8 protein-coding genes are annotated in these 14,553 nt (G+C 71.1%); 3 read left to right on the top strand and 5 right to left on the bottom strand.

What is annotated here, in order from left to right; all coding sequences use genetic code 11:
* Positions 1 to 83: 83 nt before the first annotated feature.
* Both GO592_RS22395 and GO592_RS22390 read right to left on the bottom strand, forming a co-directional pair.
* Positions 84 to 2,027, bottom strand: a complete 1,944-nt coding sequence (locus GO592_RS22395) for a LuxR C-terminal-related transcriptional regulator (RefSeq protein WP_007299799.1) — start codon at positions 2,025 to 2,027, stop codon at positions 84 to 86.
* 7 nt (positions 2,028 to 2,034) lie between these two features.
* Entirely contained in the window at positions 2,035 to 3,849 is a 1,815-nt protein-coding gene (locus tag GO592_RS22390; protein WP_007299798.1) for an Hsp70 family protein, read from the bottom strand.
* A 357-nt stretch (positions 3,850 to 4,206) separates the two neighbouring features.
* Here GO592_RS22390 and GO592_RS22385 point away from each other — a divergent pair, with 357 nt between their 5' ends.
* From GO592_RS22385 to GO592_RS22375, 3 genes are all read left to right on the top strand, one after another.
* The gene (locus GO592_RS22385; protein WP_007299797.1) at positions 4,207 to 7,548 is read left to right on the top strand and encodes an IniB N-terminal domain-containing protein; all 3,342 of its coding nucleotides are present in this window, start codon (positions 4,207 to 4,209) and stop codon (positions 7,546 to 7,548) included.
* Positions 7,549 to 7,719: 171 nt separating this feature from the next.
* Entirely contained in the window at positions 7,720 to 9,564 is a 1,845-nt protein-coding gene (locus GO592_RS22380; protein WP_007299796.1) for a dynamin family protein, read from the top strand.
* Positions 9,561 to 11,057 carry a dynamin family protein gene (locus tag GO592_RS22375; protein WP_007299795.1) on the top strand — a complete coding sequence of 499 codons (1,497 nt, stop codon included), beginning with the start codon at positions 9,561 to 9,563 and terminating at the stop codon, positions 11,055 to 11,057. The genes GO592_RS22380 and GO592_RS22375 overlap by 4 nt, the downstream gene beginning before the upstream one ends.
* Before the next feature lie 5 nt (positions 11,058 to 11,062).
* Here GO592_RS22375 and GO592_RS22370 read toward each other — a convergent pair whose 3' ends face one another.
* The 3 genes from GO592_RS22370 to GO592_RS22360 are packed head-to-tail and all read right to left on the bottom strand — an operon-like array spanning position 11,063 to position 14,538.
* Positions 11,063 to 12,382 (bottom strand): DUF2252 domain-containing protein, encoded by a 1,320-nt coding sequence (locus tag GO592_RS22370; RefSeq protein ID WP_039952543.1) that lies wholly within the window; start codon positions 12,380 to 12,382, stop codon positions 11,063 to 11,065.
* A 42-nt stretch (positions 12,383 to 12,424) separates the two neighbouring features.
* Positions 12,425 to 13,417, bottom strand: a complete 993-nt coding sequence (gene galE, locus GO592_RS22365) for a UDP-glucose 4-epimerase GalE (protein WP_007299793.1) — start codon at positions 13,415 to 13,417, stop codon at positions 12,425 to 12,427.
* A 38-nt stretch (positions 13,418 to 13,455) separates the two neighbouring features.
* A complete protein-coding gene (locus tag GO592_RS22360; protein WP_007299792.1) occupies positions 13,456 to 14,538 on the bottom strand; it encodes an ABC transporter ATP-binding protein in 1,083 nt (360 codons plus the stop codon).
* Between the last annotated feature and the right edge of the window lie 15 nt (positions 14,539 to 14,553).

The following is a 14,553-nucleotide window of genomic DNA, read 5'->3' as shown; positions in this document are numbered from 1 at the left end:
TCGAATGGTTACACGGGGCGCTGCTGCGCCTTCGGCGCCCGTGAGTACTTATCAACCACCCGCGGTTAATAAGTACTCACGGGTCAGGAGTCGGCGGAATACCCGTGGCCCATCGCACGCAGCATCGACAGCAGCTCCGACCGCGACCCGGCGCCCAGCCGCCGCCGGATCCGGGCCACATGGTGCTCGATCGTCTTGGCGGAGATGTAGAGGCGTGATCCGATCTCCCGGTACGTCAGCCCCTGGACGAGCAATTCGGCCACCTCGGCCTCACGGTCGGTGAGCGATCCCGGCGTGCTCGGACTCGACACGACCGCGGAGTCGGTGCCGTTGCCCGCGGACGTCGGCTGTCGCAGGGCCCTCGCGACCTGGAGCAGAGTGGTCGCGACCCGCGTGTCGGACGCACGCAGCGCGGCTTCACCCGCGAGGCGCGCACCGTCCCACGGCAGGCCGATCCGGTCGAGGGTGCGGGCCGCGTCCTCGACGGATGCGGCGTCGATGTCGCCCTGCAGCACACGCAGCCAGGCGCGACCGGCGGTGGCGAGCCCGGACGCGTACGTGCTGACCTTGGCGGCCTCGCCGAGCGCGCGGGCGTGGGGCATCAGGTCTGCGGGGCATTCGGCGAGGATCGAGGCCTGCACGCCGTACCAGTGCAGCGCCGATCCCCACATCGCCGGCTCGCCGAGCGTCCGCAGCAACGACTGCGCGTCCTCGACGAGGTGGGTGATCCGCGCGGGTTCGCCGACCCGGATCGACGTCAGCCACAGTTCGCCGAGCGGCAGCAGGCTCAGCAGGTCCACCGAGTACTCGGCGAGCACCCCCTGCGCGCCCGCCCAGGCCTGGAGCAGTGCCGCATTGTCGCCGGTGCGCCGGGCCAGCCCGACCCGCAGACCGTGGACGAACAGCAGGTCACGTTGCCGCATCGACGCGGCGTCGAGGCCGTCGAGCCGGGACTGCGCCGCGGCGAGGTCGCCGCGGACCATGGACGTCCAGGCGGTGAGCAGCTGATGCCGGTTCGCGGTGACACTGCCGGGCTGTTCGGCTTCCCGTGCCCGGGCGAGGACGGCGTCCGCGTGGGCGAGTTCGCCGCAGTGGAGCGCGGCGAGGGCGGTGATCGCGGCGGGGGAGTCGGGCAGCACCCGTGGCCGGGACGCGCGACCGGGCAGGGACAGCGCACGCGTCAGCGAGTTCAGTGCCGCGTTTGCGGACGCGGTCACCGACTGGACGAGTCCGGTCGCGACGAGTGCGGCGCCGGCGGTGGCGGCGGTGGGGGGTGCGCCCGCGCTCGTCGAGAGGAGGGCTTCGGCGTCGTCGAGTCGCCCCGCGACCACCAGGACGGAGGCGGCGAGGGAGGCGTCGGCGCCGGCCCGGTCCGCGCCGAGCCAGGCGTACAGTTCGGCGCTGCGATCGATCATGCCGCAGAACGCGGCGCCGGCGGCCGAAATCCTGACCGCCGCAGCGAGTTCCGCATCGTCGACGGTGCCGGACCGTTCGAGGACCGAATCGGCCAGCCCGACCGCGGTGTCGAGGTCGCCGTTCAGGGCGCAGGCCTCGGCGTATGCGACGACGGCGGTGTCGCCGAGCCTGCCGGCCCGGCCGGCTTCGGCATACAGTGCGACGGCGGTGGCCGGCTCGGCGAGTTCGGCCTGGGCGCAGAGGAATCGGCTCAGTTCGTCACTCGGTATGCCGGTCGCGGCGACTGCGCGGGCGACGGGCAGCGTGAGCGTTCCGCTGTCGACGTGATGGGTGAGCAGGCGGCGAGCGAGCGTGTTCAGCCGGTTCTCGCCGAGCGTCGTCGTGAGATGCGTGCGGTCCGCGTGAACCAGCGTGTCCCGTTCGTCGACCCAGCCGTCCGCGCGGAGCGCGTCCACGGCGGCACGGGCACTAGCGGGTTCGATGTCGAGTACTCGGGCGACCACGATCTCGTCGAGGTCGCTGCCGAGCAGAACCAGTGCGAGAGCGGACAGTTGGGGGCCGTCGAGCTCCGCGAGTTCCGTGGGAGGAAGCGGTGAGGGCAGCGTGGACACCGGCGCCCTATCCGCCGTTGCCGAGGACGCCGGGCACCAGGCCGGTGACTCCGCCGACGACGCCGCCGACCGTGTCGCCCACTCCGTTGACGGTGTCACCCACCGCGCCGGCTCCGCCGACGATGGTGTTGGCGATCGCGGCGCCGCCGTCGGTCTGGGGAACGCTCGGGGCCGGAGCGGGGGCCGGGGCGGGAGCAGGGGCAGGTGCGGGTGCTTCGGCCGCGGGAGCCGGTGCAGTACCGGGAGCTGCGGCAACCGGTGCGGCCGCGGCCGGTGCCACGGTGCCGGGTGGGACGGTGCCGGGTGCGGCGACCGGGGTGGCGACGCCGGCGGCGGTGCCGGGGACACCGGTCGCGGCGGCGATGCCCGCCGCCTCGGTGCCGGGAGTGGTGGCGCCCGTCGCGGCGGCCTCGGCAGGAACACCGGACGTGGATGCCGCGCCCGCCGACGTGCTCGACGACTGCGAGGTGGTGGAACCCGAGCCGGACGACGGTGCGATGTCGAGGGCGGTGCCGAGCGACAGCCCACCCGCGGCGAGCAGGGCGATGGCCGCGGCGGAGGCGGTGATGATCCCGGCCTTCTTCTTCCGCGACATGCCGGTGGCGGCGGGCTCGGTGAGGGTCGGTGCGGGGGTGCGGGCGGCGAGGACGACGGTCTCGGCGTCCGGCTCGACGGTCGGCGCGGCGGCGGGCGCTGCCGTCACCGGTGCCGCGGTGGGCACGACGACCGGCATCCGCGCGACGGTCGGGGCGGCGGCGCGTCCCGCATCGTCGTCGGCGGCGAGCAGGGCGGCGCCCAGGGCCGCGGTATGGCCCGGACGTTCGGCCGCGACGACGGGAACACGCAGTTCCGCCGACAGCAGTTCGGCGACCAGCGGGATCGCGGCGCTGCCGCCGGTGAGCATCACCTGGGTGACGTCGCTGGATTCGAGGCCGGCGGCGTGGATGCTCTCGCGCACCAGCGTCACCGATTCCTGCAGGGACTCGCGGATGAGGTCTTCGAGTTCCGAGCGGACGAGTCGCACGTCGGTGGAGATGCCGGGCAGCTCGATGCCGATGGTGGCCTCGGTGTCGGACGACAGGGCCTCCTTCGCCGCGGTGCAGCGGGTCCGCAGCCGGGTCAGGGCGGCGACCGTGTCGGGGGCGAACGGGTCGATGTCGCCGAACTCCTCGGCGACGTTGCCGAGGACGTACTGCATGGTGGCGTGGTCGAAGTGGGCGCCACCGAAGTCCTCGGACCGCACCGGCTTGCCGAGGACGCCGGTCTCCGTGCCGTGTGCGTCCGAACGGAAGAGGGTGATGTCGAGCGAGGTGCCGCCGAGGTCGTAGATGACGGTCAACGCGTCGCCGAGGGTGCCGCGGGTCCGTTCGAGCCACGTCATCACCGCCTGCGCCTCCGACACCAGGGTGGCACCCGTGACGCCGGCCTGCTCGAGCGCGTCGGCGAGGACACCGACGGTGTACGGCGGCCAGACGGTCGGGTGGGCGACGACGGTGGTCGGGAGGCCGTGCCGACCCGACGCGGCCTGGTGCACGATGCAGCTCACGGCGGTAGCCACCAGGTCTTCACCGGAGTAGGTCGAACCGTCGTCGGTGAGGATCCCGACCGGGTCGCCCACCCGGTTCGCGAAGTCGGACACCGTTACCGCGTCCGGTTCGCTCGTGTCGTCGCCGAGGACGGGTGCGCGGTCGGGGGAGAGGTGGAGAACACTTGCGCGGGACAGGACGGTGAGGTCGGCGGCATCCGTCACGCTCGCCCCGTCCGTGTCGACGGCGGCCACCGTATTGACCGATCCGACACCGATGCCGAGCGCTGCAGCCATGTTCCACTCCTGTGGTCCGGGCGGGCGTCACGCCGCCTGCGTCAGGCGGACGGTGCCGCCGTCGTATGTAACGGCCGATGCCGTCGTGGTCACTCGAATTGTCGCGGATGGCGGCCGTTTCGTTACGCGACGCCGCTGGTCGACGGCAGTTACGGGGCCGATCCCCTAATGGCCCCCTATCCCCTAACGGGGAGGACCCGGCCCCCGATGGGAGATCCCCGATACCGGGGTCCCCGAGTAGGGGGCGCCGCCCCGTTGGGAAGGGGCCCGCCGATCCATAACGTGTATTTCACTCGCCGTCACAGCAGTTGTGGTGGCCACCCGAACTCCCCGAACCTCGACTACAGGAGAGCTGCCATGGCTACCAACGCCGTCCTCGACTTCATCCTCGGCCTTCTTCGCGACGAGCAGGCTGCGGCTGCCTACTGCGCAAACCCGACCGAGGCGCTGTGCGCCGCCGGCCTGCAGGGCGTGAGCCACGCGGACATCGTGTCCGTCGCTCCCCTGGTCGCGGAGTCGGGACTGTTCGCAGGCGGCGGGGCCGACCTGGCCGCGATCGTCAACGCCGGTGCCGACGTCGCCGGTGACGTCGCGGGCGGTATCGGCGCAGGTGTCGGTGGCGGCCTGGGCGCCGGCCTCGGTCTCGGCGGCGGTCTCGGCGGTGCGGTCGGTCTCGGTGCCGGCGCAGGCCTCGGTCTCGGTGCCGGCCTGGGCGGCGACTTCGACTTCGCCGCGGAACTGGCCGCCGGCCTGAGCGCAGCACTCGGCGCGGCCCTGGAGATCGGCGGCGAGATCGGTGCGCAGCTCGGCGCCGCGCTGGGTGCGGCCCTCGACGCAGCACTCTCCCTCACCGGTGGTCTCGACCTCGGTAGTGCCCTCGACATCGGCGCCGCGATCAGCGGAGCCCTCGGAGGTGCCCTCGGACTGGGCGCCGACCTGACCGCACAGCTTGCCACCACCCTCACCGCGGCGATCACGGCCCTGCCGGTGGTCGACGTGGCCGGTGGTCTCACCGGGATCCTCGCCCCCGCACTGTCGATCGGCGGCGACCTGGGCGCCGAGCTGGGTGCGGCTCTCGGTGCCGCCCTCGGAAGCGTCGTCGACCTCGGCGGCAGCCTGGACGGTGACATCCTCGCCGGACTCGGTGGCGGCCTCGACCTCGGTGGCGTGCTCGGAACGACCCTCGGCGGCGTGCTCGGAGTCGACGCCGGTCTCGGCGGCGCGCTGGGCGGTGCCCTCGACGCGGCGATCGGCGCCGGTGGCGGACTGGGCGCCGCCCTCGAAGGCTTGCTCGGCGGTGAACTGCTCGGTGACGTTGCCGGCTCGCTCGGCGGAGTCCTCGGCACCGACCTCGGCGGAATCCTCGGTGGCGCTCTCGGTGGCGTCCTCGGTGCGGGCGGTGACCTCAGCGCAGACCTCGGTGGCGCACTCGGCGCGACCCTCGGTTCGATCGCGGACCTGGGCGGCGGACTGGACCTCGACGCGATCCTCGGTGCGGGCGGCAGCCTCGGCGGTGCGCTGAGCGGACTGCTCGGCGGTGAACTCGGAGTAGGCGGCGACCTCACGGCCGGTCTGGGTACCGCGCTGGACGCCGTTCTCGGTGCCGGTGGCGGCCTCGACCTCGGCGCCGTTCTCGGTGCCGACGGCGACCTCGGTGGCGCGCTGAGCGGCATCCTCGGTGGCGTCCTCGGCGCGGGCGGTGACGTCAGCGGCGATCTCGGTGGAGCCCTGGGTGGTCTGCTCGGCGGCGCCCTCGATCTGGAGGGTGGCCTCGGCGGCGCCCTGTCCGGCGCACTCGACAGCGGACTGGGATTGGACGCCGCACTCGGCACGGTCCTGGGCGGAGCCCTCGGCCTGGACGGCGGCCTGGCCGCGGAACTGGGCAGCACCCTCGACGCCGTGCTCGGCGCAGGCGGCGTGACGGACATCGACCTGGGCGGTCTGCTGGACGGCGGACTGGGCGCCGACCTCGGTCTCGGCGGAGAACTGACGTCGGAGCTGACGACGGCGCTGAGCGGAGCCCTCGGGCTGGGCGGCGAGGCAGGCGCGAATCTGGGCACGGTCCTGGGCGGCGCCCTGGAGAGCGGCCTCGGGCTGGGCGGTGTCCTCGACACCGGCGCCGACCTGGGCACCACCATCAGCGGCGCGCTCGGCGGGGTGCTCGGAGTCGACGGTGACGCCACCGCCGGTCTCGGTGCGGCGCTGGATGCCGTGCTCGGCGCGGACGGCGGAGTCGACCTCGGCGGCGTGACCGACCTGGGCGGGCTGCTCGGCGGTGCGTTCGGCGTCGGTGGCGGTGCGGGCGCAGACCTCGGCGCGGCCCTGGGCGGAGTGCTCGGCGGTGCGCTGGAGACCGGCGGCGCCCTCGACCTCGACAGCGTTCTCGGCGCGGAGGGAAGCATCGGCAGCACGCTGGGCACCGCTCTCGGCGGCGTCCTCGGAGCCGACGGTGACCTCAGCGCGACCCTCGGTTCCGCACTGGAGACGGTGCTGGAGGCCGGTGGCGGACTCGATCTCGACTCCGCTCTGGACGCCGACCTCGGACTCGGCGCCGCAGCCGGCGTGGGCGGCGCCCTGGACGGTGCGCTCGACGCGGGCACCGATCTCGCGGGTGGCCTGACGGGCGGCATCGACGGCGCACTCGGCGGACTGCTCGACGTGGGCAGTGACGTCACGGGCAACGTGGGCGGCGCGGTCGGTGGCGGCGTCGCGGGCGGCGCGGACGCCGCGGCCGGCATCGGTGCCGGTGTCGCGGCGGGTGTCGGTGCGGTTGCCGACGCCGGAGCGGACCTGGGCGGCAGCCTCGGAACCAACCTGGTCGGCGGACTGGACACGGCGGGTGGCCTGGGCGCCGGTCTGACCAGCGGCCTCACCGGTGGTCTGGGTGGAATCTTCGAAACCGGTGCGGGCCTCGGCTCGGCACTGACCGGCAGCGTCGGCGGTGCCGTCGACGCGGTGGGTGAGGCCGGCGCCTCGGTCGGCGCGGTCGCCGACGCCGGTGCGAACGTGGACGCGAATCTCGGTGGCGTCCTGGACACGGCGGCCAACCTGGGCGGCACCGTCGGTGGCGCTCTGGACACGGCTGCGAATGTCGGCGGAAGCCTCGGCGGCACCGTGGATGCCGCGGCCGGAATCGGCGGCGACGTGGCCGGTGGAGTCGAAGGCGGCCTGGACAGCGCGGTCGACGCCACTGCCGGTCTGACCGGTGGCCTGGACGCCACCACCGACGCGGTCGCCGGTCTCGGCGCCGGATTGTCCGGTGGCGTCGGTGGCCTCGGATCGCTCGGCACCTCGGTCGGAGGCGCACTCGACGGTGCGGTCGGCGGAGCGGTCGACGGTGGAGCCGCAGTGGGCGGAGCGGTCGACGGTGGAGCGTCCGCCGGCGGTTCGGTCGAGGGTGGAGCGTCGGCAGGCGGTTCCGCCGACGCGGACGCGACCACGGACGGTTCGGCCGACCTCGGTGCGGTCGGCGGGGTCGTGGCCGACACCACCGGTTCGATCGCAGGCGGCCTCGGATCCACCCTGGGCGGTGCCGTCGACACCGGAGCCGACACCTGGTCGTCGATCGACGCGGACAACGCGTTCGGCGCCGACTCGGGCCTGCACGCGGACACCGACGGCTCGCTGTTCGGCGACACCGACTCCTCGGTGGCCACGACGCACGACGTCACGGACGTGGTCGATCACCTCGAGCCGTGATGAGACGGCGGTTCCGGCATCCCCCAGACGGGGCGGCCGGAACCGCCGTACGATGTAACGAAATCAGCCCCGGACGCGTTATGCGTGCGGGGCTGTTTCACACAGTCGGGTGTCGGCGCACCGAACAGGTGTCCGCGCAGAGGTCGGAAGAATTGCGGGTCAACGAAGCTCATGGACAGTGCAGCCGCCAAGAAGAGTCCAGCCGGGTCCCAGTCGATGACGGCGTTGCTCGAGCAGGCCCTGGACGTGGCGAAGAGGTTCGGTCGCGGCGATCTGGCGCAGCGCCTGGACTCGGCCCGGACCCGGGTGCAGGACCCGCGGATGCGGATCGTGGTGGTCGGACCGCTCAAGCAGGGCAAGAGCCAGTTCGTGAACTCCCTTCTCAACCTCACCGTGTGCTCGGTGGGTGACGACGAGACCACCGCGATCCCGACCGTCGTCCAGAACGCCGAGACGGCGTCGGCGGAACTGCTCCTCGCCGATCCGGGCGCCGACCCGATCCGGGTTCCTCTTCCGCTCGACGAGCTGAACGGCATCACGCCGGCCTCGCCCCGCGCCGAAGGCCGGGAGGTGCTGCGGGTGGAGGTCAACGTCCCGAGTCCGCTGCTCGCGGACGGTCTGGTCCTGGTCGACACACCCGGCGTGGGCGGCGCCGGCAACCCGCACGCCGCGAGCACACTCGGGCTGATTCCGGCGTCGGACGCCGTGTTCGTTCTCTCCGACGCCAGCCAGGAATTCACCGAACCGGAGCTCGGTTTCATCCGTCAGGTCACGAGCCTGTGCCCGTCGGTGGCGTGCCTGATCAGCAAGACGGACCTGTACCGGCACTGGCGCGAGATCGTCGAGGCCGACCGCGGGCACCTCGCGCGCGCCGGTCTCGACGTTCCCCTGATCCCGATCTCCTCGGTGCTGCGGTCGCACGCGCTGCGACTGCAGGACGAGGAACTCAACACCGAATCCGGTTTCGTCGACCTGTACGCGTTCCTGCGCGAACGGGTGGTGGCGCGGGCGGAGGCGAACACACGGCGGGCCGTGTCGCTGGACGTGTCCTCCGCGGCCGAGCATCTCACCCTGGGGATCGGCAGTGAGCTTGCCGCCCTGCGTGATCCGGCGAAGGGCGTGGCCGCGGTCGCCGAACTGCAGAAGGCGAAGGCCGCCGCCGAGGAGCTGCACAAGAAGACGTCGCTGTGGCAGCAGACGCTCGGCGACGGTATAGCCGACCTGGCCGCGGACATCGACCACGACCTCCGGGACCGGTTGCGCCGCGTCACCCGCGAGGCAGAGGAGACCGTAGACGAGGGCGACCCCGGCAAGGACTGGGACGCGCTGGGTCAGTGGCTCGAGCAGGAATTCGCCACCGCGATCGGCGACAACTTCGTCTGGGCCCACGACCGCGCGCTGTGGCTGGCCGAGGTGGTGGCGCAGCACTTCGCCGAGACGGGTGCCGTCGAACTGCCGCACCTGGACGTCGCGAACGTCGACGGTGTTCTCGAACCGGTGGCCTCGCTCGCGGACCTCGAGGCCGGACGCATCGGCATCACGCAGAAGGTTCTCGTCGGGATGCGCGGATCGTACGGCGGCGTCCTCATGTTCGGTCTGATCACCACGATGATGGGGATGGCCCTGGTCAATCCGATCTCGATCGGCGCCGGAGTCCTCCTCGGCACGAAGGCGTACCGGGAAGACAAGGAGAGCCGGATCCTGAAGCGGCGTGCGGAGGCGAAGGCCGCGATCCGCCGGTTCGCCGACGACGCCAGCTTCCAGGTGGGCAAGGAGTCGAAGGATCGGCTCCGGTCGATCCAGCGGTTGCTGCGCGATCATTTCAGCGCGATCGCCGAGCAGGCGCTGCGGTCGATCAACGACTCGCTGCGCGGCGCGCAGGAGGCGGCGAACCTCGAGTCCACCGAACGGACCCGCCGGATCGCGCAGCTCGAAAAGGATCTCCACGTCGCATCCGAACTGAAACAGCAAGCCGCGCAACTCGTCGCAGGCGACGCGGGAGCGGTCACGGCATGACGGCCGCTCCACTTCACGAAGCCCGGGCACTCATCGCGTCCGCCCGGCAGCTGTACGCGGGCAGACCCGAGATTCGGGATCAGCTGACCGAATGTGCCCGGCGACTGGAACAACCGCTACGCGTGGCCCTGGCCGGTTCGCTGAAGGCAGGCAAGTCCACTCTGCTCAATTCCCTGGTGGGGCAGGATATCGCGCCCACCGACGCGACCGAGTGCACCCGCGTCGTCACCTGGTATCGGAGCGGGTCGACGCCCACCGTGACGGCCTGGTACCAGCCGGACAACGGTAGCGGCGCCCAGCGTTCCGCCAACGTCCCGGTGCTGCGCCGGGACGGACATCTCACGTTCGACCTCGGCCACCTCACCGCCGACCGGGTGGACCGCCTCGACGTGGAGTGGCCGTCGTCCGCCCTGGCTCACACGACGATCATCGACACCCCGGGCACGTCCTCGCTGTCGCGTGACGTCTCGGCCCGCACCCTCGAGATGCTCACACCCGACAACGAGGCGTCCGGCGCCGACGCCGTGGTCTACCTGCTGCGCACGCTCAACGCGACCGACGTCCAGTTCCTCGGTCAGATTGGCGACCACGTGGGCGACGAATCGGGACCGCTCGGGGTGGTCGGTGTCGTGTCGCGGGCCGACGAGGTGGGGGCGGGACGCCTGGACGCCATGATGTCCGCGAAGGAGGTGGCGTCCCGGTTCGCGGGCGAGCTCGAGCGCACCGGGCTGTGTCAGGCCGTCGTCCCCGTCGCGGGTCTGCTGGCGCTCGGCGCGCGCACGATGCGTCAGGCGGAGTTCACCGCGTTCCAGCATCTGGCCGAGGTTCCGGTGGACGATCTGAACCTGGCGATGCTGTCGGCCGACCGGTTCGCGCGTGAGGACAGTCCGCTTCCCGTGGACGCCCGGATGCGGGCTCAGTTGGCAGACCGCTTCGGGCTCTTCGGGATCCGGATGGCGGTGACCCTGATCCGGTTGGGCACCAAGGACTCGCCGACGCTGGCGGCGGAACTGGTGGAACGCAGCGGCCTCGACGAATTGCGTCAGGTGATCGACATCCAGTTCGGGCAGCGGGCCGATCAGTTGAAGACCCATTCGGCACTCGTGGCACTCAAGCGGGTGCTCACGGCGCATCCGGTGCCGGGTGCGGGTGAGATCCTGATGTCGGCCGAACGGCTGCTCTCCGACGTGCACGGTTTCCAGGAACTGCGGCTGCTCGGGCGGCTGCGGTCCACCGACGTGGGGTTGCCCGCCGACGACGTGGCCGAGTTGCAACGCCTGATCGGCGGATTCGGGATCCAGATCGCCGAACGATTGGGCACCGACGGCGACGACTCCGTGGAGTTGCAGCGGATGCGGGCCCTCGCCGCGGTCCGGAAGTGGCGCGAACGGGCGCGCCACCCGTTGCTCGACCAGTTCACCGCGAGGGCCTGCACCGTCGCGGCCCGCAGCGCGGAAGGTGTTCTGGAGGAACTGAACACCGTCCGTCTGTAGTTCGGCTACGTCGCGGAGACGCCCGCGATCTCGCCCTCCCGGAAGGCGTTCACGAACAGCTGGTGATCCTTGCGGCTCACCTCGGCGTACGCGATGCCGAAGTCGATGATCTCGCCGACGAACTCGTCCAGCCTGCCGTCGACGACGTTCTGGATGGCGTCCTCGGTCTGGAACGTGACCAGGGTCTGGTCGCTGTCCTCGTCGGAGACGCAATGCACCTTCGCCGTCGCCCGGCCGAGGTCCTCGAGCACCGGCGCGATTTCCTCCGGTTCGGTGAGATCCGACCAGTCGAGGTCCAGTTCGTACGGGGAGAGTTCGGCGACCACGAAACCGGTGTCGCCGATCTCCGTGTAGCCGAGCAGCGGATCAGTGTGGACCTGTAACGCGCGCTGACTCACCACTGTGCGGTGGCCTTCGTGCTCGAAGTAGTCGCGGACCCGGGGTTCGTCGACGATGCGGCTCGGTGCGGCGACATTGCCCTGCTTGAGGGAGAGCACGATGTCGTTCTCGAGCGCCTGGGTCGCCCCTTCGATGAGCACGTTGTACGCCGGGAGGCCGGCGCTGCCGATCCCGAAACCCTTCCGCCCGACCACGTCCTTGATCCGGTAGAACACCGGTCGCGCGGATCGCTTGCTGCGGGGCACCCTCTCGATGTACGTGTCCAGCGCCTCGCACACGGTCGTGCGTTCCTTCTCGTCGAGTTCGCGGACACCGCGGCCCCGCCGGAAACGCCGGTCGTAGTCCTCGATCACCGTGACGGACTCGAGCAGGTCCACCCGGGTGGCGAGGCGCGCGCTCAGCAGCAGGTCCTGGATGGCGCCGCGCGAATTGTCCAGGCGCAGCGCGTACGCCTCGTCCGCTTCCCGCTGCACGTAGTGCAGGACGTGCTCGACATAGCTGCGCAGGTACGTGTCGGCGAGTGCCCGGACATCGCTCTCGGGGAGGGCCTTCTGCCAGCCCATCAGTGCGAGACTCGCGACGAACCGACGAAGATCCCAGCTGAACGGCCCCACGTACGCCTCGTCGAAATCGTTGACGTCGAAGACGAGGGTGCCCTCCGCATTCATGTACGTGCCGAAATTCTCCAGATGCAGATCGCCGTGAATCCACACCCGGCCGGTGCGCTCGTCCGCCCACGGATCGTCGAAGTCACGCAGATCGTCATAGAAGAGGCACGCGCTGCCCCGGTAGAAGGCGAACGGATCGGCGGCCATCTTCCGGAACTTCGTGCGAAACGCGCTCGGGTCCGCCTCCATCAGATCAGCGAAGGCCTCGACGAGGACCTCCACGATCCGACCCTGCCTCGTGGAATCGGCGACGTCCACACCAGCCTCCTTCTCGCGGTCCACGGGGCGCCACACGCCTCGTCACGACCGCACTGCACCACGGTAACGTTCCCGCGCGCCCAGCGACTGCAGATACGTCCACGCATCGGCCACGATCTCATCGAGGTCCGGGTGTCTCGGCCGCCAGCCCAGTTCGGCCTGCACACGTGCGCCGGACGCGACGAGCACCGCCGGATCGCCGGCGCGCCGCGGGGCGTCCCGGGTGGCGATGGTTCGGCCCGTCACGCGTTCGCAGGACGAGATCACCTCCCGCACACTGAACCCGGTGCCGGTGCCGAGGTTGTACACGCGGTGCGTTCCGGGCCGGGTCGATTCGAGCGCGAGGATATGCGCCTCTGCCAGGTCGCGGATGTGGATGTAGTCGCGGACGGCGGTGCCGTCCGGGGTGGGCCAGTCGGTGCCGAACACCGAGATCTCGTCCCGTCGCCCGGCAGCGACCTGCAGCACCAGCGGGATCAGGTGTGTTTCCACGAGACGGTTCTCGCCGAGCCCGGCGTACGCGCCCGCGACGTTGAAGTAGCGCAGGCTGCACGCCGCCAGCCCGTGCGCGACCGCGTACGACGTGATCGCGTGGTCGATCGCCAGTTTGGTGGCACCGTACGGGTTGGTCGGCCGGGTCGGTGCCTCCTCGGTGATCGGCACGGACTCCGGAGAGCCGTACGTCGCTGCGGTGGAGGAGAACACCAGCCGGCCGGTACCGGACGAGCGCATCGCCTCGAGCAGGGTCAGGGTCTTGACGACGTTGGCGTTCCAGTACGTCTCCGGCGTCACCACCGACTCGCCGACGAGGGAGCGGGCGGCGAAATGCAGCACGCCATCGAACTCCGCGCCGCCGAGAACCCGTTCGGCTGCGCTCGCGACGTCCTCCTCGACGAACTCCGCTCCTGCCGGCACCGCGTCGGCGTTGCCGGTCGACAGGTCGTCGACGATCACGACCGTGTGGCCGCACTCGAGCAGCCGCTGGGCGCAGACGCTGCCGACGTAACCGGCGCCGCCGGTGACGAGAAGTTTCACTGTTGTTCCTTCGGTTCGGCGGTGGGGGCTCGGTTCGCTCAGTCGCCGAGTCGCGCACCTGTCGTCGGCGAGAAGTAGTGCAGGCGAGCCGGGTCCGGTGCCAGCCGGATCACCTCGCCCTTGGCCGGGGAGACGGAGTCGCCGACGCGCGCGACGATGTCGTGTCCGCCGAGTTCGCCGTCGCGGACGATGCGCCCGTAGATGTAGGCGTCCGCGCCGAGTTCCTCGACCACATCGACCTTCACCGTGGTGCCCTGGTCGGACAAGGTCCACGCCTCCGGGCGGACACCGACGACGACCCGGCCGGTGTCCAGGGCGCCCAGCACCGACCGCTCGATCGGCGTCGACAGCGAACCGATCCGGGCGGCGCTGTTCACGACGTCGACCTCGAACAGGTTCATGGCCGGTGACCCGATGAACCCGGCGACGAAGCTGTTGACCGGCTTCTCGTACAGCGTCTTGGGGCTCGCGCACTGCTGCAGGATGCCGGCTTTCATGACGGCCACACGGTCGCCCATGGTCATGGCCTCCACCTGGTCGTGGGTGACGTACACGGTGGTGGTGGCCAGCCGGCGCTGCAACAGCGAGATCTGGGTGCGGGTCTGCACCCGCAGTTTCGCGTCGAGGTTCGACAGCGGTTCGTCCATGAGGAACACCTGCGGGTCGCGGACGATCGCCCGGCCCATCGCGACACGCTGGCGCTGCCCACCGGAGAGTGCCTTCGGCTTGCGGTTCAGGTAGTCGCCGAGATCGAGGATCTTCGCGGCCTCCTCGACGCGGCGGCCGATCTCGCTCTTGTCCATGCCGGCGATCTCGAGGGCGAAGCCCATGTTCTTCGCGACCGTCATGTGGGGGTACAGCGCGTAGTTCTGGAACACCATCGCGATGTCCCGTTCCTTCGGTGCGAGGGCGGTGACGTCGCGTTCGCCGATGCGGATGGCACCGTAGTCGACGTCCTCGAGACCGGCCAGCATCCGCAGCGACGTCGACTTGCCGCACCCGGAGGGGCCGACGAGTACGAGGAATTCGCCGTCCTCGATGTCGAGGTTCAGCGAATCGACGGCCGGCACATCGGAGCCGGGGTACATCTTGGTGGCTGCGTCGTACGTGACTCGTGCCATGGCGTTCTCCTGGTC

The sequence above is a fragment of the Rhodococcus sp. 21391 genome, assembly GCF_016772255.1.
GTDB lineage: Bacteria > Actinomycetota > Actinomycetes > Mycobacteriales > Mycobacteriaceae > Rhodococcus_F > Rhodococcus_F opacus.
Note: the sequence above shows the minus strand (reverse complement) of the source record. Positions and strands in the feature narration are given on the sequence as shown.

Coding starts and splice junctions, on each gene's coding strand:
- GO592_RS22390 (WP_007299798.1), bottom strand. CDS start 3,849: ATGGCTGCAGCGCTCGGCATCGGTGTCGGATCGGTCAATACGGTGGCC.
- GO592_RS22385 (WP_007299797.1), top strand. CDS start 4,207: ATGGCTACCAACGCCGTCCTCGACTTCATCCTCGGCCTTCTTCGCGAC.
- GO592_RS22380 (WP_007299796.1), top strand. CDS start 7,720: ATGGACAGTGCAGCCGCCAAGAAGAGTCCAGCCGGGTCCCAGTCGATG.
- GO592_RS22375 (WP_007299795.1), top strand. CDS start 9,561: ATGACGGCCGCTCCACTTCACGAAGCCCGGGCACTCATCGCGTCCGCC.
- GO592_RS22360 (WP_007299792.1), bottom strand. CDS start 14,538: ATGGCACGAGTCACGTACGACGCAGCCACCAAGATGTACCCCGGCTCC.